Origin of the sequence: Sarcina sp. DSM 11001, assembly GCF_900101015.1 — a bacterium.
In the GTDB taxonomy this organism is placed as follows: Bacteria; Bacillota; Clostridia; order Lachnospirales; family Lachnospiraceae; genus CAG-791.
The window spans coordinates 133,683-153,697 of the sequence record NZ_FNFZ01000008.1; the positions used below are offsets into that span (position 1 = coordinate 133,683).

Sequence of the window (20,015 nt, forward strand, 5' to 3'; positions counted from 1 at the left end):
ATGAAACAAAAAAGAATCAGCACACATCACGTCTATGACGGCATTGTAGCCGTTCAAATCCAAAACTGCAAGCCCTGCAGAAAAAAATCGGAGGCTTCCGGAAAGGAGGCCGCTCATGCGTAAAGTCCATTTCAGCTACATGAACATCCGGGAGGCAGAGCGCTACTCCTATTTTATGCTGCCCAAAAACCTCGTCACAGAGGACTACTTCAAGAATGTTTCCGCCGACGCCAAGATCCTCTATGCCATCCTGCTGGATCTGACCCGTCTCTCCCGCGAGAACAGCTGGGTAGACGAGAACGGCTACGTCTATGTCCGCCTCTCCATCGAGAAGATCCGCCGAACCATGAACTGCGGAAACGAAAAAGCTGTCAAGCTCCTACGCGAGCTGGACGACACCGGAAACGGCATCGGCCTCATTCACAAGAAGCGCCAGGGCCAGGGAAAATCCACCATCATCTACGTGAAAGACTTCTACGTCGAAAACACAGATGAGAATGATCCTGTCCGAAAACTCGCCGGAGACCATGAAGATCCCGACAAAGTACCGAATATGTCATCTTTCGGAAATACAAATACAGTTCCCTATTCCCCTTATTTCCAGTCCGGCGCACCCACTTCGTCTTCTGACAGGTATCAGAGCATGCCCGCCGGGTATTCCCAGCAGTTTTCCGGACACCAAAGTATGCCTGCCGGACATCCTGTAAATTCTCCCGGCTGCTCACCACATTCCCAGAGTGATAATAGTCAAGGGAATATAGGCATAGGATTCGGTTCTTTACCCGGTAATGTCCCCTATAACATCTCTAAAGAAAGCGCCATCTGCCATGGACAAGGCCTCCCTGCCATGGCTGCAAACCATGCTCCGATAAACACAGATGCCTCTCCCATGACTTCCGGAAGCTCTGCTCTCAGTCCCGCCCCTATGAATAAAGACCTCTCTTGCCTCCTGCCGGAACCCGAATTCAGGAAAGTCCCTTCCGAAGAGCCCGAATCAGCAGATAATATCGTCGATTTTCCGCGTCCTTATGCGGTTTCTGAATTAGCTTCCACTGAGTGTGACTCTGTTTCTAAACAGGATTTTTCATGCCAAAACCAGAATTCTGAAAATCAGAATTCTGAAAATCGGAATTCAAGGATTCCGAAAAGCCGAATTCAAGAATTCCGAAAATCGGAATGTATTAAGAATAACTCTATAAAGACTAATATTATTAATCCTATCTATCCATCAGCAGAGACAACTCCCTGCTCTGTGCCCTCTCCTGCTCCTGCGACAAATCAAAAGATGGATGGGATGGATAAAGGCAGCCATAAATCTACCTCAAATAAGAATCAAAAGGCACTGAACCCAAAGCAAACGCTCAGCCAACCTGTTGACGACCGAAATCCGGACATGACCAGCCCAATCGATCAGCAGATCGATCAACTCGAGGACTACTATCTGACTCATGCCATGGTCAGGGAAAACATCTCGTACGAACGCCTGATCCAGGATTATCCGGGCCGCAAGGACAATATCGATGAAATCGTCAACCTGATTACCGAAGCAATCGCCTTTCCCAGCCGGAGTCTGCATATCGGCGATCTGACTGTTCCGCCTGCCCTGATTCACGCCCAGTACATGAAGCTGGACTACTCCTGCATCCGCTATGTCCTTGAATCCATGGACCACACCACCAGCCGCATCAGGAACATGCACGCCTACCTGCGGACTGCCCTCTACAATGCGGTCAATACTGTCAGCAACTTTATATCTGCGGAGGTCAATGCAGACCTGTATGGAGAAGAGCCATAATATGACCATTGCGTTTTTCAAGTACCTGATACTTGCAGAACATACCATGCAGCAAGCAGGTTTCACCGTTACAGCAGGTTTCAGTAAAATACTGAAAGGGGTGTTTTTAGTAAAACTGACAAATCCTTTTGCTATTAAGGTTTTTGGCCTTTATCTTCACATAAAGGTCATGCCGCTAATGCATTTGCATTAACTCTTTCTATTGCACTCTTTATACCCATCCAGATGCTGGTATCTGTGAAGACCTCGACAACGCTTCCCATGGCATTAAAGGGAGGTTCCTGCAGTACGGAAAGATCCTTCATCATGCCGTTATGGACGATAAATTCTACGATCTGGTTCACAAAATAAATCTGCCGGCTGTCCAGGCTGGTATCGTTCAAATATTCAGCAAAAGCTTCCTTGGCTGCATTCATATCCAGTCCGACAATCTCACGGACGAACTCACCCAGAGGCTTGCTACCATATTCTGCTTCATAGTCCTCTTTGGTGCCGACCTCGCTCCAGAGGATCTCCTCCAATGCCTTTACATCGTCAGATGTCAACGGCCTGTTGGTCTTCAGCTTATGGATCACGCCCTTATCCTGGTGCTGACGGATATAATACTCTGCTTTTGCCTTATAGTTCTTCAGGTCGTCATTTTCCAATTCTGACTCTTTCCATTCCATGGACAGAATCTGGTCATCAAAATCCGTATCGTACCGTACCCTTTTTTTCGGCAGATATTTCATCAGGTCACGAAGGTTTTCGCGGATGTGTTCAAACTCATTGATTCCGGCATTCTCTACGTAATCGGTATGAAGTATCTTATCAATCAATTCTGACTGAGCCATAATCTCCGGAATGTTTGCGACACTTGCTATTCCGGCAACCTTGGTCATCAAATCATGTCTGGCTCTTACATATTTCTTTCCTGCAAGGAATGCCAGTTCGATTCCGTACATCAAGGCATCAAAACGAAGGGCCGTTGCATCATCTGGCTCCGGTTCGATTAATGGAGCCAGTTCACTCCGGACCAGCAATGTATCTTCATATGTAAGGGTGTTATAGTTATGGGAGGACGACCATCTTGTGGTGGTTCCGGAGGAAGCGGCCATCGTAAAGCGCATCTTCCAGAATTTCCTTGACGGCAAGTCACGTCTGGAAACGGAGCGCGAGCTGAACGGCGAGGGCATCACCACAAAGGCCGGATGCAAATGGTGCGATTCCAACATCAAGGTTGTTCTCTCCAACATCACCTACACCGGGAACCTGCTTCTGCAGAAGGAGTACATCGAAGATCCCATCACGAAGAAGCGCCGGAAGAACAAGGGCGAGCTTCCGCAGTACTTTGTGGAGAACACCCATGAGGCGATCATCGACATGGAGACCTTCCAATATGTGCAGGACGAGATGGCCAGACGCCGCAAGCTCGGTGCCCTTGCCAACAAGAGCCTGAACACCTGCTGCTTCACCGGCAAGATCAAATGCCCCTACTGCGGCTTCAGCTACATGCACCACATCCGCAAACGCAAGAACGGCACCGAGAATTACTGGAAGTGCGGCACTACCAAGAAGAAGGATGGCCGCTGCCCGGTCAGAGGCGGCATCCGGGACGACAAGCTGAGGATGGCCTGCGCGGACGCCCTCGGCTTAGACGAGTTTGATGAGACCGCCTTCCTCGCGCAGGTAGAACACATCGAAGTTCCCAAACGCTACCAGATCGAGATCCACTTGAAGGACGGCAGGGTCATACCGAAGGACTGCACGCCAACCGGCCATCAGGACTGCTGGACACAGGAATACCGGGACAAGGTTTCCGAGCAGCGCAGGAAGAACGGTACGAATCCGAAGGGAGCCTCCTGCTTCACTGCCAAGATCAAGTGTGCAGAATGCGGAAACAACTACAGGCGGCAGACTCGCAAGAGAAGCACCGGAGAGAAATATTACCTATTTGCCTGCGCGACCACCAAGGAATGCAGCAACAACTGCATCCACGAGGATGTCCTGAAGGGGCTGGCAGCCGAGGCGCTTGGCCTTTCCGCATTTGACGACGCCGCCTTCACGGATCTGGTCGACCACGTAGACATCGCACCCGGAGGCCACATCACCTTCTTTTTGAAGAACGGCACCTGCAAGGCAATGACCTACAGCACAAAGCGCCGGATGCCCAAGTGGACGGAAGAACGCAGGAAAAAACAGGGTGACGCCATCAGCGCTTCCTTTACAGAAGAACGGCGGCAGAGAATGAGCGAAACCATGAAGAAGGTAAGGAGGGAGAGATATTGGCACAGCACAGGAAAGTCAAAACGATCCCAGCAACCCTGACGCGCTTCACCTCTGCTCCGATCACTGAGCAGAAAAAGCGCCGGGTAGCCGGTTACGCCCGTGTCTCGACCGATCACGACGATCAGTTCACGAGCTACGAGGCGCAGATCGATTACTACACCAAATACATCAAGAGCCGGGACGATTGGGAGTTTGTTCAGGTCTATACCGACGAAGGCATCACCGGCACCAGCACCAAGCGGCGCGAAGGCTTCCGGACAATGGTCGCTGATGCGCTGGACGGCAAGATCGACCTCATCGTCACAAAGTCAGTCAGCCGATTTGCCCGTAACACGGTCGACAGCCTGACCACCATTCGCCAGCTCAAGGAAAAAGGCATCGAGGTCTATTTCGAGAAGGAAAACATCTGGACGTTTGACGGCAAGGGAGAACTGCTGTTGACGATCATGTCTTCACTGGCACAGGAGGAAAGCCGGAGCATTTCCGAGAACTGCACCTGGGGTCAGAGAAAGCGGTTTGCAGACGGCAAGGTGTCCGTTGCCTATAAGCGTTTCCTCGGCTACGACAAAGGCCCGGACGGAAATCTGATTGTCAATCAGGAACAGGCGGTGACAATTAAGCGGATCTACCAGATGTTCCTTCAGGGGATAACTTACCATAGCATCGCGCAGGAGCTCACCGAGGATAAGGTGCTGACGCCCGGCGGGAAAACCAAGTGGAGCATCTCCACAGTAAAAAGCATCCTCCGGAACGAGAAGTACAAGGGCGATGCCCTGCTGCAGAAGTCTTATACCGTGGATTTCCTGACCAAAAAGACAAAGGTCAACGAAGGCGAGATTCCACAGTACTACGTGGAAGGAAATCACGAGGCCATCATTGACCCGGACGTGTTTGAGATGGTGCAGCGCGAGATCGAACGGCGCGGCAAGGGAAAGAAATACCACAGCGGAGTCCACGCCTTCTCCAGCAAAATCAAATGTGGTGAATGCGGCTGCTGGTATGGCTCCAAGGTCTGGCACTCCACCAGCAAATACAAAAAGACCATCTGGCGCTGTAACCACAAGTACGATGGTGATCATACCTGCCGCACTCCGCACCTGACGGATGAGGAGGTTCAGGCAGCGTTCCTCCTCGCTGCAAATAAGCTGCTCTCCACAAAGGAAGAGGTCATTGGCAACGGACGTGCCATGATGGATGTCCTCTTCGATACCAAGGATCTGGAATCCGAACAGGACCATCTCCTTCAGGAGACACAGGTGGTTTCCGATATGGTGCAGCAGTGCATTTACGAAAACGCCCACGTCGCCCTCGACCAGACCGAATACCAGAAACGGTACGACGCTCTGACGCAGCGCTTCGACAAGGCCAAGGCCCGCCTTGAGACTGTCATGGAAGAAATCAGTCAGAGGCAGACGCAGCGGGCTGCTTACGAAGCATTCCTCACCGCCTTTGAAAAGCTGCCCGACACTCTGACGGAATTCACGCTGGACAACTGGCACGGACTGGTTGATTACGCCACGGTCTACGCCAAGGATGACATCCGCTTCACCTTCAAAAACGGTCAGGAAGTCAAAGCCTGACAGCCCGATTATTCATCGGGTGCAAATATCGCCTCCCAGTGATAGTCTATGCACGAGGAGGCGATTTCTTATGAGTACTTTTTCAGAAAAAATACGGATACTACGGAAAAACAGGGAATGGACGCAAGCCCAGCTGGCTGAAGCGCTGTCTGTCTCAGAGTCTACAGTGCAAAAATGGGAGGTTGATAAGAACACACCGCCCGTTACAGAAATCAAAAGACTGGCGGATGTTTTCTATCTACCCGTCACTTCCCTGGTCGACGACGCTGTTGATATACCGGAATACTACTATCTTGAGACCATACCCGCTGAGGATTTTTATCCCAGACCAGCAGCTACGGATTCCACGCCGCACATGGTCTACGATGCAGCCCTGATCAAAAACGCAAATCTCCACCGGTTCAACAACAAGGCCGGAGAGGCATATTCCGCGATCTATGTTGGACGCGATGAGCGTCTGTCCTGTGAGCGCGGTCATGAGCAGGGCATGATCGACTACTGGAATCAAGGATGAATCAAGCTCCCGATCACCAGATCATCCTGATGGTCGGGAGCCCTTCTTATCTCATGTAGAAGCTCGTTATTGCTTTATTCAAAAAAGCTGCAAAACCTTCTCCGTACTTTTCATCTGTAGTTTCTTGCACCTGCTTATCCAGATAGATACTCGCCTGACTTAGCATCATGCCCTTTTCCTCTTTCAATTGAAGCAGCTGCTTAAGTACGAAACCATATTCTCCGATCAATTCCCGGATCTCAAAACAATTCACATCAAGATCCTGCTTCCGGCTCAGTTTTTCCAACACTGCTTCTATACGCCTCTGATAGCTTTCCCTGATTTCCTTGCTAAGCGGATTCTTTACGGAGTCCGCATACGCGTCTTTCCCACCATACCACTCAACAACTTTAGCGTATTGTTTTTGAACCTTTTCTGTACCGACTGCTTTTAAATAGTGCTCTCGCCACTTCTCGATCGATCCGAACTCCGCCTCTGCAGCCTTTCTCATTTCTTCCGGCATATGCTCATACATAGCCGCAAATAATTCTTCTGACTCTTCTCTTGAAAAAACTGTAAAGTCCATCTCTGCTCCTTTCAATGCAGCATCGATACTGTCAATCAGCCGGTTAATGCGATCTCTTTCTGCCTCCAGCATCTTTTTCTGCATTTCCAAAATATGATTCTTATCAAGAGCAGGGTTGCTGATGATTTCCTTTATTGTGCTGAGCGGTATATCCATCTCCCGAAAATAAAGAATGTACCGAAGCGCTTCCAAAGCATCGTCATCGTAAAGCCTGTATCCGGCTTCACTCTTTCCGGTGGGATGGAACAGCCCTATCTCGTCATAGTATCTGAGTGTCCGTGCACTGACACCAGACAGCTCCGACATTTCCTTAATTGTCATCATGCAAATCGCCTCCTGTCCCTGATGTCAATACTATAGGGCTTCACGCAACGTGAAGGTCAAGAGAAAAATTCGGTTTTTCCATACTATCGTTATACAATTATTTCTTCTTTCGCAGTTTCAATTCGACGCTGCTTTTTTCCTTCAGCCGCTTTTCCATCAGTTTAGCTCTGTCTTTTATCGACAAATCCATATCACCATCTGCAAACACAGTCCTAAGATCCTCCAGCGGCAACAGATTGACGGCAAGACAGAACAGCGTCTTTTTCCGGCCATCATTGTATTCCGCGAGAAGCCGGTCAAGTATATTGCGTTTCTCCACCTGTTCTGCATTATAGGCCTCCTCACCGATTTTCTGCATTTTCTCCAGATCAGTCTTCTGGTTCATGTGCGTGATGAAAGAGTCTGCCTCATCGATATGCGCATATCGCTCACACGGGTATTCCGAGCACTGGAAACAATACTCCTGATTCCCGTGTTCCAGACTGCATCTGGCAATCGGACAAGATTGATTCCCAAATCCACAGCCACCACAATGCCCTGAGAGGTTCATCGAACACAGTTTGCAGTTCAGCCCGCAAAGGGAGAGATATGGATTATTTCTTGTAAAACCCTTCATTTCACAATTCCTTCATTTTTGAACTTGGCCAGCATCTCAAGCATGTGGATGCCGATCTTCTCAGGATCATTATCCAGACCGGCGCAGATGACGCGGAGGCCATCCGGGGTCAGGATACGTCCATGCAGCTTGTCGGTCTGGTACTGCTGGTATTTCTCATATTCTTTATTCGATATCTGCTTTATTTGGGCCTCCTCTGGCAAATTGAGCAGAATGTACTGCTCCTCCCGCCGACTGTGATCTTTTCAAATATAGCATCGCATTTTCCGCAACTGATGACCGGGAGTTAAATTATTGATTGTCTTCTTCTAATCTTCCGCCCTGCTAATTTGCCTAAGCAGTTCTGATCTTCTAATTGGTACATAATGATCAGCCTGAATCAATTCCCTTCCCAAAGTCTCTGCCAGTGCTTTTGCCTGCCATTCATTTAATAATGACGGATTCTGAGATAACAGCAGATTTATACTTCTTATGACTGAAGGATTTGAAAGTTTATTGACAACATCTGCGCCATCAATAACATTTCCTTCTGCATCGACAATCCTCGCGTTAGACAGCTTCTGCAGCTTCTTCATGCTGAGATATTGAAGGACAAAAGCCTCAAAAAGCTCCTTCTGAGCTTCCTCACTACTCATATTCACTGTGTAGTTCTGATACGCACTTTCAAGATCGGCGGTAAGTGCAATTGTTGTACTTTCCTTTTTGGGAGGAACAGTCATCCTGACGCTTTGCCCCGTCTGCTCCGCCTTTTTTCCTTCTTTTCCAAAAGTACGCTTACCCCAGTTGACTACTTTTATCTTTGTAGATGGGATAATATCATACACAATTTTGGGCAGAGCTTTTGTTCTCCACCAATATTGAAATCTGACAGAAACATAATCCATGCCCATCTCTGCCAGATTTCCCCAGAACACAGCCTTCTTTTGAGCTCGGAGATATTCTTCCTCACTTATTTCCACCGGCATAAAATCTGATGCGCCAGAGGGTTTATTGGTCTTATCATCAAGAGCTGCGCCGCTAATTGCACCTGGATTCTTTTTGGAATTTGCAGGATGTTTCCCGTCTTCCGGAATTCTTCTATAAAGGGGTTCACGTGCCATTTATTCTTCCTCCATCTCTATCTTTATATTCTCATACTCATAGGCTCCAAGCGGGTACTCGGAAATGACTCCTGACGCATGAATCATACGCCCACAGGACGGGCATTCAATCTCACTGGTATCGAAGATATGTTCACAACGGTATCCCATCGGCCCTTCGGAATCCTGTTCTTCACTGTAATCAGAAAAGTCTACAGCAAAATCATCTTCGCAGTCAGCATAAGGACAGGTAATGATTCTCTGCTGAGAGATGTGATCAAAAGCCCATCCCGATGCTTCCATATCGGAATCTGAGATATATTTGCTCACTTTAACTGCTTTATAATAATCAAGGAGAGCCTTACGGAAGACTTCAGATTTCGCCTGCTCAGTCCACTCACTTGCTTCAGTTAAAATCCGATCTTCCTCCTCATTGAGCCGCACTTTATATACAATATCGCGGGCATCATCCTTTTTAGGTCTCGCCATGTCGCACCTCCGTTTATGTGGCCACAATAACTATGCGTAAAATATAAACCCACACCAAAGCTTTGTCAATGTTTTTGTGCCCACAAAAACAAAAAATGCTGGAAAACCCCAGCATCATCTATTTTATGCATGTATTATTTGTAAACAAAAAAACAGCCAGTTCCTGAAAACCGACACCCCTACGGCAAAAACCGACACCCCTAATGCCTAAGCGACACCCCTGAGAGGGCTATCGTTAAATTGTATCCAATACCACGTCTTGCTTTCTATCAAGACGTGATCTTTGATACAATGCCCATATGTGCCGGAGGCCCGGAAACCGCGCACTTTCTGGGCATTTCTGCTTTTTCGGGCATGCCGGACAGGGTGCCATACAGCACGACAATCATATGCTGTAGCCACTGCTGTGTTTAAAAACGACACCCCTTTCCGCTATCGTTAAAAAGTATGGAAACGTTAAAAGGTTCGGGTAATCGTTAAAAGGTTTATTCTGTATCTTTCGGCTCCCTGTCTTCCCAGCGAAAAACCCATTCTTTAAACTTTTCTTCTGAACCATCATAGTCTGTAAGTTCAACATCGTCTTCTGGGGTGAGAAAAGAAAAGAACCGGTCTCCCGATTCTTCTCAAAAACATTTCACTTTGTTTATACGCGCTATTTGCGCTTTCTTTTTCCTGTATTATCGGATCCGCGGATTTCTTCATGATAAAAATAATCCACGATTACCGGATGCCCCTGCGGAACCCTTCCATAAGGCATTTCATTATCCACAAACGGGCAATCATACTTCTCGGCAAGTTTCTCGGCTTTGTTTTCCAGAGCCTCGAAATAGCTTCTGTTATGCTTGTTATAAATCTCATCATAGAGCGGCACTAAATCAGGATACTCTTCAGCGATATAGTCCATAACGGTATTCTTAAATCCGCCTCTCAGATTAAGATTCTCCAGCCAAAACAGATCACATTGGTCTTTTACACGTTCAAAGATAGCCTCAAAATCCGTAATGCCCGGAAATACCGGGGATACAAAGCATACTGTCCTGATACCGGCGTCATATATCTGCTTCATCGCAGCAATCCTTCGTTCAATGGAAACCGCTGCATCCATATCGTCCTTGAACTTCTCGTCCAGCGTATTGATCGACCACGATACTGTTACCTGTCCGAGCTCTTTTAGCAGGTCAATATCTCTCACCACAAGGTCGGATTTTGTGCAGATCAGAATATCTGCTCCGCTCCCCCGCAGCTGTTCAAGCAGTTTCCTTGTGTTTCCGAACTCTTTTTCCTGCGGATTATACCCGTCTGTCACGGAGCCGATCACAACGCGCTGTCCGGCATATTTCTCAGGGTGCTTGATTTCAGGCCAGTGCTTGATATCAAGAAATGTTCCCCACTCTTCCGTATGTCCTGTAAACCTTTTCATGAAAGAAGCGTAACAATACTTGCAGGCGTGCGTGCATCCGACATACGGATTCACAGAATACCCTCCCACCGGCAAGTTTGACTTTGTCATGATATTTTTGGTTTCCACATCCCTTATCAGGATATCTTCCGTTCTCACTTCTTCCATGCCCGCTGTACCTCCAATACCTTCTCAAATGCTTCAGGAAATTCCTGCACCATATTTCCATCGCCTATGATTGATTCAAGATCTTCCTTCATAAAAACAGGTATATTCCTTTGATGCGCCTGATCCGTAAGCGACCATGCCCATTCCGGCTCAGTACGGATTTTTCTGCTCTGAGCGCCTGTCATGGTTCCTACAACGATCCAATCAATACCAGAAAGATCGACCTCTCCAGGATCATCAAAAAGCGGCTCAAAGGTCACATGATAATGCTTTGCCCTTACATGATTCCTCAATGCTTCAATGCGCCAGAGTTCTGATCTTCTGGTAACCGTCACCCCAAACCAGGCGTTCTCAAGATCCGTTTCAAAATCCAGGAGATCAGGCCTTTTTGACAAAAATAAAAACTGATGCTGCGGATTTTTCCGGATCTTTTCAAACACCTCTTCTCGCCATTCTTCTTTCCATCCCGCAAGATCACTCATACCGGTCAGAAGGAAATTCTGCGGTCTTGCCTTGTCCATCATTTTAAGCTTGCCTTCAAAAAATTCAGGCTTACTGAAATCCGGTATCGTATGCCACCGCTTCACATTATTCCGCGCATAGCAATAATCGCAGCCTACCGTGCAGCCGATGACAAGGTTCATATTCTGGATATTGTCTTTTATACAAACACTCATAGCTCTCCACATAAAAAGTTATGGACATCTGCTTGCAGAAATGCCCACAACTTTAAAACTCATACTTACTCGATTACTGCATCGTCGGCGGTATACGCTTCAAGAGAACCTGCCTTCACCTGGATACAGGCATAGCTGATCTCAGAATCATCTGCCGCGAAGAACTGTCTTTTCCCATCCGGCGCAATACGCACGATATCACCGGCAGAAAGCTCTATATCCTTACCGTCAACTACCGCTTTTCCCTTGCCGGAAAGAATGATGTAAATCTCTTCATTGGTCTTATGATAATGAACAAAAGGAACACTCGCACCTGCCGGAAGATGGTTGATGCTGATCTCAGCCCCTGTAAGTCCCAGCTGATCATGAAGTTCAGTTCTCGGATCGTTTGCAACACTTACCTTACTATAGTTAGACATTTCTGATACCTCCATTTGTTGTGATATTGATTGATACAACAGAAGTGTACCACCGCCCTGTTGTGATGTCAAGTGTTACAACAAAACTTTTTAAGATTCTATCAGCTTGTTCGCATCCGCCATTACATCAGCTATGGTTATTCGCCGCATTTTATCTTCCATGGCATTCTGTATTTCTTCAAGCCTGTGATCCATGATCCTGTGAATGTTCCGTCCCACAGGGCATAACTCATTCGGATTCTCATGGAAATGAAACAACTGTCCATTTTCGACAGGCTCCACGGCATTGTAAACATCCAGAAGCGTTATCTCCGTCAAGGATTTCTCTATATCGGCACCGCCGCTTCCCCGCTTCACTGTTACAATCTCCGCCTTCTTCAGCTGCTGCAAGAGTCTTCTGATTACCGTCGGATTTACATTTGCGCTGGACGCAAGAAATTCACTGGTGATTTTATGGTCATTCTTAAATGTTTCAATTGCTATAAGCACATGAACCGCTATTGTAAATCTGCTTGAAATCTGCATTCTGACACCTCCATCGACTCTATCTTAAATCATTTTCGTTGTAATTTCAATAGTCACAACAAGGTACGATTATCCCTTCTAGAATCGATCCATATCATCCTGAGATGCCAGAGTGCTGTATGATCCCTGGTTTTTTAGCCGAAGGATCTCACGATACTTGGTCATAGATTTGACCCTCCTTTATCTGTAGTCACGCTGAAGGCGTGCACGTACAGTATAAAGGAATATATGATTCAGTGGCCGCAAGGTGGCTCCAAAACTCCGGAATCAGTGGCTCTCATTCTCCGGAATGGTGGCTCTCAAAGTCCGGACAGGTGGCTCTGGGAGGGCCGGAATAATCACTTAGTTTCTCGAAGAATTGGCTGTTCTCATTATCCTCTATCAAACTGTGCGTAAAATTCCGATTTAGTCAATTATACCTTCATTCCTGAACTTCGCCAGCATTTCTAACATGTGGATGCCGATCTTCTCAGGATCATTTTCGTACGCCGCACAGATGAGCCGCAGACCGTCTGGTGTAAGTAAACGGCCATTGTCCCGATCCCGGCGCAGACGTTCATATTCTTCCATCTGTTTCTTTGTAATCGTCGCCATAACTACATCCCCTATATACAAAAACGCGCCGGTCTGTAAAACCGACACCCCTAAGTCCTATGCGACACCCCTGAGAGGGCAATCGTTAATTTGTATCAAATTTTGCGTCTTGCTTTCGCAGATCACTTCATCCGGAGCCGGTTCCATCAAATCCACCATCATGCGGATGATATGTCTGGGAGTACGGAACTGGCCGTTTACGCCGGCCGTAGAAAGTTTCGAGAGAAGATACTCATAAACATCTCCTCGAATATCTGAGGATTTAACCTGGGCCATCTGGTCATACATGGTGTCCATGGATGTGACGATCTTATCCAACATCAAAGGAGTAGGAATCTTGAAAATGGCGTCCCCCATATACCTGGCATAAGCACTATCCTTATCTCCGTGGAGGTTCTTGATGAAGGGAAACACCCATTCCTGGACCACGCTGTACATTTTCGTGGCAGGAAAATCGTGAAAAATGCTCCACTTAAGCTGATTCCCTGCAATCGTCCGGTCTCCGATCCGTACTTCATCTGCAAATATGCTTGCATAAGGAAGCCCCAGCATGGCAGCCTCTTTTGCCCTAAGGTTATCAGAACCATCAAGGTCATGGATAAACATCAAATAGGTCATCTGCTCTATTACATCCAGCGGATTGGTAAGTCCGCCAGTCCAGAAGATTTCCCAAATACTGTCAATCTTGTTTTTCAATTCTCCTGTAATCATTTTTGTTCATCCTCCTGGTCCCAGTTCCACCTGTATTTAATATACCGGCCTGCGCCGAGCTTGATGATCTTTCCCTGCTTCGTTAACTCGGTAAGCGTCCTCTGCACCGTTGTCTGGCTGACATCCGGCACCTGTTCAACAAGTTCAGCCTTTGTAATTGTTCCTATATGATTTCGTATTTCCTCTGCAATCCGCTCCGGTTTAGATCTCTTGACTCCTGTAATCAGCTTTGTCCGTTCAAAGAATTCACGGTATGCTGCGGCCACAACACCGAGAAGGTATTTTACAAAAGGAGCGTAGTCGTTTTCTTCCTCATGCCAGTCTGTAGAACTTGCCTGAAGCTCTTCATAATAGGATTCTTTGGTTCGTTCAATCAGTTTTTCAAGACTGATATACTTGCCAACAAAATATCCGCCCTGATAAAGAAGGAGAAGGGTTAGAAGGCGGCTCATCCTGCCGTTGCCATCCCGAAAAGGATGAATACAGAGAAAATCCAATATAAACATGGGCATAATCAAAAGTGGATCTACATTGGGTTCTTTCAGCACCTGATCATAGGCAGCACACAGCCGGTCCACAGACTCCGGCGTCTCCCAGGCCGCAACCGGCTGGAATCTGACTCTTGTTTCCCCGTATTCATCGGTCTCTTCAATCGCATTATCGACATTCTTGAAAGCCCCACCGAAACCAGATCCCTGAAATTTGTAGAGATCCCTGTGAAGCTGAAGCAGATGTGTCGAACGAATCGGAATATACTCATAAAACTCATGGATTGTGTTCAAAACATCCCTGTATCCGGCGATTTCCTGCTCGTTGCAGTTTTGGGGCATGGTCTTATCCAGGACTATTTTCTTAAGCCGTTCATCTGACGTATAAATACCTTCAATTTTGTTAGAACTTTCCGCACTTTGGATTTTGGCAATATCAACCAGATTCGTCAGGACATCTGCATAACGGTCAGCAATCAGCCGCTGTTCTCCTTTATACTCATGGATCGTTGTGAGCAGAGATAGTATATCGGGAGTCAGCAGCTTTTTCCATTTTTCTCTATAATCATAATTTCTCATGCTTGATTCTCCAAATTAAGCATTTGCTTCGTCATTTTTGGAATTTTGACTTAACTGAAATATATCTCTTTGAATATTCAAAGTCAATGGCCATTTTCGTCATATTTCCACAAATGACGAAGATGCAAATTTTCTTTTTCAGATCTTTAAATATTTCTAATTTTTTTCTTTTTCAGATCTTTAAATATTTCTAATTTTTCAAAAATGATATTTTGCGGCTCTGGAAAAAATTTATTTTTAATATTTTTCAAAAAGGTAAATTTCCACTTCCCCCAAGACCTATCTATTGAGAGGCAATCAGAGTACTGCAAGTTTCGCCTGTCGTAACGGGAAATGAGGTCCCCTCCTTCCCTGCTCAGGCAAACTTGATGGGGATTCCGCTTCCCCATACCCTCGGTTTTTCAAATTCTCTCAAACGCTGTCATTTAAAAATTTGAATTTTGGCTCAGATGAGCAGCTAAGCGAAGCTTATGTTTTATGAAATTGAAGATTTCAGAAAGGAGCAAATGTAAATGGCAAGACCTAAGACCCCACCGAATGAACAACTTTCTCACTGTATCATGCTGCGTCTGACACAGACACAGTACGATTTAATCCGCACACTGGCAGACTATATGAAAATCCCCTTAGCAGAATGCTGCCGGCGGCTGATCACTCATGGAAAAATCGAACTCAAATACTCTATTTCTGCAGATATTCCGGAAGTTCGGGAAGTTGCCCGGCTCATGGCAAATGCCACAGGAAATCTGAACCAGATTGCAAAATACTTTAATACCGGTGGAATCCGGTCCAAAGAAGTGACAGAGAAAATCAATGAAGCAATCGAAGTGATTTTTTCGGCCAAGTCTCTGTTAGAAAAAATCTCGGAGAGCGGGTATGGCGATCTTAAAACATTTTGCAAGTAAGAGCAGCAACTATGGAGCCTCCCTCGACTATGTACTGTTCGATCACGATGAAAAAAGTGGAAAGGTCCTGCGGGACGCGAACGGAAATCGAATCCTGCGAAGATCCTACTGGCTCGATGGGGTCAACTGTGACCCTTTCCTCTATGCGCAGGAATGCAAAACACTGAATAATCAGTACAACAAAAACCAGAAACCGGAAGAAATCAAATCCCACCACTACATCCTGAGCTTTGATCCGAAAGATGTTAAGACCTGCGGTCTCACCGGTGAAAAGGCACAGTCACTGGGACTTGCTTTCGCTAAACGAAACTTTCCGGGGCACCAGATGATTGTCTGTACACACGCAGACGGCTCCAGACGCTCCGGAAATATCCACGTGCATATCTTCCTTAACAGTCTCCGGAAGATCGATGTAGAAGCATCTGAGTGGTCAGAACGGGCTATCGATTCACGAGCCGGTTACAAACACCACGTCACGAAAAAATATCTGCAGCATCTCAAGCAGGATGTGATGAATATGTGCCGGGAGAAAGGACTGCATCAAGTCGATCTACTCGCCAGAGCTGAACAGAACATTTCAGATCGGGAGTATTACGCAGTTCTGCGTGGACAGGATCGTCTGGATAAAGAAACCACGGAGGACCAAAAAGATTTAGCAACAGCCGACGCAGGATCAATTCCGCAGAAAACCCGCTTCCAGACCCAGAAACAATATCTTCGTGATGCGATTGATGAGTGTGCCAAAGATGCAACAACTTTTGACGAATTCTATTACCTTCTTTCTGACCGCTACAAAGTCAAGGTTATAGAAACCCGGGGACGTTTCAGTTACCTGCATCCGGATCGAAATAAAAACATCCGTGCCAGAGCGCTGGGAGCCGCATATGAGAAAGAAGCTCTGCTTGAAAAGTTTCTACAGAACTGTCAGGAACGGGAGATGCAGACAAGGGTTCCCATATCCTTTGCCGGGTTTGATCTTGAGACCCATCCGATTCTGGAGGTTCTTTTTATCGAATCAGATCTTCGTCTGGTCCCGGACCTCCAGAAATCCATCAAAGAAAAGTACAGCCACGTTAATGAGCGTAAGATCCTACTCTCAACTCTTCAGGAAGAAGCCCGTACAGTTGCATTTGTTCAGATGAATAACATCAGTGACCTTGATGAATTAGAAAATCGTAAACGCGCTGCCGCCTCACTTGCGGCAGACTCAGAAACTGCTCTCCTGCAGACACAGAAGGAACTGAAGGAAATCAACAGACGGACCCATTACACCGGCCAGTTCCTGGACTATAAGGATACTTTTAGAAAAATGACAAAGGTAATAAACAAGGGGAAATACCGACGTGAACATGAGAAAGAAATCCGCAGTTATGAGGAGGCAAGAGATATTCTTCGCAGATATACCCCAAAAGGAAAGTTCCCTTCTCTCCGTTCCCTTCAGGAGAAGAAGACAGAACTGACTTCTAAGCTGGCTGAACAGGAGAAAACCTGCCAGGAAAATAATAAAGCACTGGATCAGCTTTCAATCGCTTCACAAAACATCAAGATCATCCTCGGATACAGTGAAACTACCCGCGAGCACAATTCCAAGAAAATCTCAGAAGACAGGAATGTACCCCGAAAACCCCGATCCAGGAACAGAGGACCTGAGTTATGAAATGACAAACCAAATCATTAATCAGCTCTTTTCAGACTATTACGTTTGCAAATAAGCATGCAGAAAAGCCAATGGCAAAATATCAAATAAGCCATTTATTTGTGCCATAATTCTCGTATTTTAATTTAATATTCTGTCATTACATAATATTTTAAATATATGTCTGTTTTTTATAAAAATTTAATAGTTTGTTCGACTTTTGTTTGTGGTATTTTGGCTGTTTGCGATTGGCAAAAGGAATGAAGGGGGAAATAGGTTTCTTCTAAAAATCATTTGGAAAACTGCTATTCTGGATGGTTTGAAATTGTCAACTCACGAAGTCCTCTCGTGGGCTGCCGGACAATCATTTTATTCATTACAGGAACAGGAACCGGAACACAGGAAAATGTATCGAAGCGATTTACAGCCTCTTGTTGAGGAAATCAATAAGCTGCGTGCGGGACAGGAAACAGGGACATATGATATTCTTGGTTTATCCAGTGCCGCAATAGACGATATGATTAATAAAAAAATCAAGAGATTTGTGAATATGCAGTACTTCGCGGACAGGGAAATTAAGCATTTCAATTTCCAGCATCGGAAGCAGAAGAACGGGACTCCGTACACGCTGTACGTAGCTTATCTCCCGGACCGTCTTCAGCTCACATCTACGACTGAAGAAGGTCTCTATGAGAAGCTCTACAACTACTATACGGGGGCACCTCTCTCTGCCAGGGGGCAGAAGCAGTACACTATCGAAGCTCTGTATCCAAAATACCTGAAGTGGAAATCAGAGGAAAATGTGACCGGAAAGACAATTCAGATCCGGGAGCAGAACTGGAGAACCTATTACAAAGACACCGATATAGTAAAGGAGGATATCAGAAAACTAAAACTGAAAGACTGGACTGCTTTCTACAAAAAGCTTGTAAAGGAAAGGCATATGAGCCAGAAGTGTTTCATCAATGTCAAATCTCTTATGCGGCAGCTCTACGAGTATGCAATCGAGGAGGAAATCGTCGAGGTCAATGTTGTCGCAAATGTAATCAACCGCAGAATGCCTTTTACAGAGACAGGAATCCGAAATGCCATCAAGGCTGAGCCTTTTCAGCCCTCTGAGATGGATGCGATTGAAAAATGGTGCAGGAGCGAAATGGAGAAGCCCCGGGTCAAGAAACAGTATTACTATATCATCCTGTTTAATGTCCGGATGGGGCTTCGGTTCGGAGAGCTCGCCGCGATCCGGTGGTCTGATATCAATTTCGATGAGCGCTCAGTCTATGTCTGCGGTCAGATGCTGGACACTGTCGAGGTCGTGGAACTGGAAGGAGACCGTATGGACTTTAAGGTCCACCACAACCAGCGCTACTCTCACATGAAGAGCGGTGAATCCACCCGTCGTCTACGCATGCCGGAGGAGACCTGCGAGCTGCTCCGGGAAGTCAGACAACACCAGGAAGAGCTCGGCATCCAGTCTGAATATGTATTCCCTGTTGAAGCAGAGTATTTACGAAAGAAAACACTTAATGATAAAATAAAGGCGCTCGCAGAGCACCTCGGAAAGGATCCGACCAATTATCACGCACATTCTCTCCGGGCCACAGCCGCGTGCAACAAGTATCATGAAACCAATGACCTGCTTTTAGTCAAAGCATTCCTCGGCCATCGTCAGGTCGCGATGACCGAACAGTACACTGGAAATTTAAATGTAATCGGATAATCTAATTGGATAATCGGTTGTAATCGAATGAGTAGAATGTAGAGCTTCACTTTTAGTATGGGAGGGAACTGCAGGATCTGATCAAGAAATATATCAAAATAACGATTTTTTTGTCAGATCATCATGCTGCAGGTCCCTTAGTTACGCAGACTTACACCCTTTCTGCGCAACTAAAAAATCCCCCAGAACCCTTGATTTACAAGGGTTCCAGGGAACCTTACGCGAGGTGCCAACCAGATTTGAACTGGTGATCAAGGTGTTGCAGACCTTTGCCTTACCGCTTGGCTATGGCACCATATTCAGTTATGAATGACTCCGACGGGAATCGAACCCGTGTTACCGCCGTGAAAGGGCGATGTCTTAACCGCTTGACCACGGAGCCTGATTACCAGCGGAACCGCTTAGCGCCTCGAGCAGGGCTCGAACCTGCAACACCGCGGTTAACAGCCGCGTGCTCTACCATTGAGCTATCAAGGCAAAATGGATCAAAGAGAAGATATGATCATGTCGTTGAAATTCCTGATTATATAGATTAAGAAGCCGAAAGTCAGCTTCTTTACAATCCAAACTCTGTTTCAGGAACGATGAATTTCATACCTTCAAAACTGAATAAGAGAAAGCGCACATCTCACTGTCGAGCACTTGCTGCCTGCAGGACCGGCATCCTCCGCTTCGCGGCGGTGCCAGAACTGAGGATAAGCAGCCGACCTATTAGTACGCGTCAGCTCCATGCGTTGCCGCACTTCCACCTCGCGCCTATCCACCTCGTGGTCTTCAAGGGGTCTTGTGATGTCTCATCTTGGGGGGGGCTTCACGCTTAGATGCCTTCAGCGTTTATCCCTGCCGGGCTTGGCTACCCTGCCTCTTGCGCCTGGCGGCGCAGCAGATACACCAGCGGCCCGTCCACCCCGGTCCTCTCGTACTAAGGGCAGCTCCCCTCAAACATCCTACGCCCGCGCCGGAT

20 protein-coding genes, 3 tRNA genes and 1 rRNA gene are annotated in these 20,015 nt (G+C 46.7%); 7 read left to right on the forward strand and 17 right to left on the reverse strand.

The features are described from left to right. Window positions 1-115 precede the first annotated feature (115 nt). Window positions 116-1,795 (forward strand): DUF6017 domain-containing protein, encoded by a 1,680-nt coding sequence (locus tag BLT02_RS05850; protein ID WP_092992505.1) that lies wholly within the window; start codon window positions 116-118, stop codon window positions 1,793-1,795. 167 nt (window positions 1,796-1,962) lie between these two features. Here BLT02_RS05850 and BLT02_RS05860 read toward each other — a convergent pair whose 3' ends face one another. Further along, complete coding sequence (locus BLT02_RS05860; protein ID WP_175453703.1) at window positions 1,963-2,904, reverse strand: type I restriction-modification enzyme R subunit C-terminal domain-containing protein; 942 nt, start codon at window positions 2,902-2,904, stop codon at window positions 1,963-1,965. Here BLT02_RS05860 and BLT02_RS05865 point away from each other — a divergent pair. From BLT02_RS05865 to BLT02_RS05875, 3 genes are all read left to right on the forward strand, one after another. Next, entirely contained in the window at window positions 2,870-4,102 is a 1,233-nt protein-coding gene (locus BLT02_RS05865; RefSeq protein WP_139187441.1) for a recombinase family protein, read from the forward strand. The genes BLT02_RS05860 and BLT02_RS05865 overlap by 35 nt on opposite strands. After that, on the forward strand, window positions 4,060-5,643 hold the full coding sequence (locus tag BLT02_RS05870) for a recombinase family protein (RefSeq protein ID WP_092992512.1): 1,584 nt from the start codon (window positions 4,060-4,062) through the stop codon (window positions 5,641-5,643). The genes BLT02_RS05865 and BLT02_RS05870 overlap by 43 nt, the downstream gene beginning before the upstream one ends. Window positions 5,644-5,713: 70 nt before the next feature. Then, complete coding sequence (locus BLT02_RS05875; RefSeq protein ID WP_092992514.1) at window positions 5,714-6,157, forward strand: helix-turn-helix transcriptional regulator; 444 nt, start codon at window positions 5,714-5,716, stop codon at window positions 6,155-6,157. Between the two features lie 46 nt (window positions 6,158-6,203). On the opposite strand, the gene BLT02_RS05880 is transcribed toward BLT02_RS05875, so the two are convergent. From BLT02_RS05880 to BLT02_RS05945, 12 genes are all read right to left on the reverse strand, one after another. After that, the gene (locus tag BLT02_RS05880) at window positions 6,204-7,046 is read right to left on the reverse strand and encodes a MerR family transcriptional regulator (RefSeq protein ID WP_092992516.1); all 843 of its coding nucleotides are present in this window, start codon (window positions 7,044-7,046) and stop codon (window positions 6,204-6,206) included. Between the two features lie 97 nt (window positions 7,047-7,143). Then, window positions 7,144-7,404 carry a hypothetical protein gene (locus tag BLT02_RS18195; protein ID WP_347474909.1) on the reverse strand — a complete coding sequence of 87 codons (261 nt, stop codon included), beginning with the start codon at window positions 7,402-7,404 and terminating at the stop codon, window positions 7,144-7,146. Window positions 7,405-7,658: 254 nt separating this feature from the next. Further along, window positions 7,659-7,865 carry a cytochrome C gene (locus BLT02_RS05890; RefSeq protein ID WP_242869711.1) on the reverse strand — a complete coding sequence of 69 codons (207 nt, stop codon included), beginning with the start codon at window positions 7,863-7,865 and terminating at the stop codon, window positions 7,659-7,661. Window positions 7,866-7,970: 105 nt separating this feature from the next. Beyond that, window positions 7,971-8,762 carry a hypothetical protein gene (locus tag BLT02_RS05900; RefSeq protein WP_092992520.1) on the reverse strand — a complete coding sequence of 264 codons (792 nt, stop codon included), beginning with the start codon at window positions 8,760-8,762 and terminating at the stop codon, window positions 7,971-7,973. Further along, entirely contained in the window at window positions 8,763-9,230 is a 468-nt protein-coding gene (locus BLT02_RS05905) for a hypothetical protein (RefSeq protein WP_092992521.1), read from the reverse strand. A gap of 652 nt (window positions 9,231-9,882) precedes the next feature. Beyond that, the gene (locus tag BLT02_RS05915; protein ID WP_027424696.1) at window positions 9,883-10,797 is read right to left on the reverse strand and encodes a radical SAM mobile pair protein B; all 915 of its coding nucleotides are present in this window, start codon (window positions 10,795-10,797) and stop codon (window positions 9,883-9,885) included. Further along, a complete protein-coding gene (locus BLT02_RS05920) occupies window positions 10,785-11,474 on the reverse strand; it encodes a radical SAM mobile pair protein A (RefSeq protein ID WP_027424697.1) in 690 nt (229 codons plus the stop codon). The genes BLT02_RS05915 and BLT02_RS05920 overlap by 13 nt, the downstream gene beginning before the upstream one ends. Window positions 11,475-11,539: 65 nt before the next feature. After that, window positions 11,540-11,893, reverse strand: a complete 354-nt coding sequence (locus BLT02_RS05925; RefSeq protein ID WP_092992525.1) for a cupin domain-containing protein — start codon at window positions 11,891-11,893, stop codon at window positions 11,540-11,542. Window positions 11,894-11,983: 90 nt separating this feature from the next. Next, window positions 11,984-12,418: an Rrf2 family transcriptional regulator gene (locus tag BLT02_RS05930; RefSeq protein ID WP_027424699.1), complete on the reverse strand. Its 435-nt coding sequence runs from the start codon at window positions 12,416-12,418 to the stop codon at window positions 11,984-11,986. A gap of 405 nt (window positions 12,419-12,823) precedes the next feature. Next, on the reverse strand, window positions 12,824-13,012 hold the full coding sequence (locus BLT02_RS05935) for a cytochrome C (RefSeq protein ID WP_092992527.1): 189 nt from the start codon (window positions 13,010-13,012) through the stop codon (window positions 12,824-12,826). A 57-nt stretch (window positions 13,013-13,069) separates the two neighbouring features. Beyond that, window positions 13,070-13,723 (reverse strand): type I restriction-modification system subunit M N-terminal domain-containing protein, encoded by a 654-nt coding sequence (locus BLT02_RS05940; RefSeq protein WP_092992529.1) that lies wholly within the window; start codon window positions 13,721-13,723, stop codon window positions 13,070-13,072. Further along, on the reverse strand, window positions 13,720-14,790 hold the full coding sequence (locus BLT02_RS05945) for a Fic family protein (protein WP_092992531.1): 1,071 nt from the start codon (window positions 14,788-14,790) through the stop codon (window positions 13,720-13,722). The genes BLT02_RS05940 and BLT02_RS05945 overlap by 4 nt, the downstream gene beginning before the upstream one ends. A gap of 512 nt (window positions 14,791-15,302) precedes the next feature. Here BLT02_RS05945 and BLT02_RS05950 point away from each other — a divergent pair. The 3 genes from BLT02_RS05950 (at window position 15,303) to BLT02_RS05960 (ending at window position 19,051) form a co-directional block, all read left to right on the forward strand. Beyond that, on the forward strand, window positions 15,303-15,695 hold the full coding sequence (locus BLT02_RS05950; RefSeq protein ID WP_092992533.1) for a plasmid mobilization protein: 393 nt from the start codon (window positions 15,303-15,305) through the stop codon (window positions 15,693-15,695). Next, the gene (locus BLT02_RS05955) at window positions 15,667-17,352 is read left to right on the forward strand and encodes a relaxase/mobilization nuclease domain-containing protein (protein WP_092992535.1); all 1,686 of its coding nucleotides are present in this window, start codon (window positions 15,667-15,669) and stop codon (window positions 17,350-17,352) included. Before BLT02_RS05950 ends, BLT02_RS05955 begins: the two co-directional genes overlap by 29 nt. A 529-nt stretch (window positions 17,353-17,881) precedes the next feature. Then, window positions 17,882-19,051, forward strand: coding sequence for a tyrosine-type recombinase/integrase (locus BLT02_RS05960; RefSeq protein WP_175453712.1), 1,170 nt, complete (start codon window positions 17,882-17,884; stop codon window positions 19,049-19,051). Window positions 19,052-19,275: 224 nt separating this feature from the next. Here BLT02_RS05960 and BLT02_RS05965 read toward each other — a convergent pair. The 4 genes from BLT02_RS05965 to BLT02_RS05980 all read right to left on the reverse strand — a co-directional run. Then, window positions 19,276-19,346 (reverse strand) — tRNA-Cys (locus BLT02_RS05965). A gap of 15 nt (window positions 19,347-19,361) precedes the next feature. Then, window positions 19,362-19,433 (reverse strand) — tRNA-Glu (locus BLT02_RS05970). A 23-nt stretch (window positions 19,434-19,456) separates the two neighbouring features. Beyond that, window positions 19,457-19,528: transfer RNA gene (locus tag BLT02_RS05975), tRNA-Asn, on the reverse strand. 214 nt (window positions 19,529-19,742) lie between these two features. Next, a 23S ribosomal RNA gene (locus tag BLT02_RS05980) occupies window positions 19,743-20,015 on the reverse strand; the annotation flags it as partial.

Coding starts and splice junctions, on each gene's coding strand:
- BLT02_RS05880 (WP_092992516.1), bottom strand. CDS start 7,046: ATGATGACAATTAAGGAAATGTCGGAGCTGTCTGGTGTCAGTGCACGG.
- BLT02_RS05925 (WP_092992525.1), bottom strand. CDS start 11,893: ATGTCTAACTATAGTAAGGTAAGTGTTGCAAACGATCCGAGAACTGAA.
- BLT02_RS05935 (WP_092992527.1), bottom strand. CDS start 13,012: ATGGCGACGATTACAAAGAAACAGATGGAAGAATATGAACGTCTGCGC.
- BLT02_RS05915 (WP_027424696.1), bottom strand. CDS start 10,797: ATGGAAGAAGTGAGAACGGAAGATATCCTGATAAGGGATGTGGAAACC.
- BLT02_RS05945 (WP_092992531.1), bottom strand. CDS start 14,790: ATGAGAAATTATGATTATAGAGAAAAATGGAAAAAGCTGCTGACTCCC.
- BLT02_RS05905 (WP_092992521.1), bottom strand. CDS start 9,230: ATGGCGAGACCTAAAAAGGATGATGCCCGCGATATTGTATATAAAGTG.
- BLT02_RS05860 (WP_175453703.1), bottom strand. CDS start 2,904: ATGCGCTTTACGATGGCCGCTTCCTCCGGAACCACCACAAGATGGTCG.
- BLT02_RS05955 (WP_092992535.1), top strand. CDS start 15,667: ATGGCGATCTTAAAACATTTTGCAAGTAAGAGCAGCAACTATGGAGCC.
- BLT02_RS05940 (WP_092992529.1), bottom strand. CDS start 13,723: ATGATTACAGGAGAATTGAAAAACAAGATTGACAGTATTTGGGAAATC.
- BLT02_RS05920 (WP_027424697.1), bottom strand. CDS start 11,474: ATGAGTGTTTGTATAAAAGACAATATCCAGAATATGAACCTTGTCATC.
- BLT02_RS18195 (WP_347474909.1), bottom strand. CDS start 7,404: ATGCAGAAAATCGGTGAGGAGGCCTATAATGCAGAACAGGTGGAGAAA.
- BLT02_RS05930 (WP_027424699.1), bottom strand. CDS start 12,418: ATGCAGATTTCAAGCAGATTTACAATAGCGGTTCATGTGCTTATAGCA.
- BLT02_RS05960 (WP_175453712.1), top strand. CDS start 17,882: ATGCAGTACTTCGCGGACAGGGAAATTAAGCATTTCAATTTCCAGCAT.
- BLT02_RS05850 (WP_092992505.1), top strand. CDS start 116: ATGCGTAAAGTCCATTTCAGCTACATGAACATCCGGGAGGCAGAGCGC.
- BLT02_RS05900 (WP_092992520.1), bottom strand. CDS start 8,762: ATGGCACGTGAACCCCTTTATAGAAGAATTCCGGAAGACGGGAAACAT.
- BLT02_RS05875 (WP_092992514.1), top strand. CDS start 5,714: ATGAGTACTTTTTCAGAAAAAATACGGATACTACGGAAAAACAGGGAA.
- BLT02_RS05950 (WP_092992533.1), top strand. CDS start 15,303: ATGGCAAGACCTAAGACCCCACCGAATGAACAACTTTCTCACTGTATC.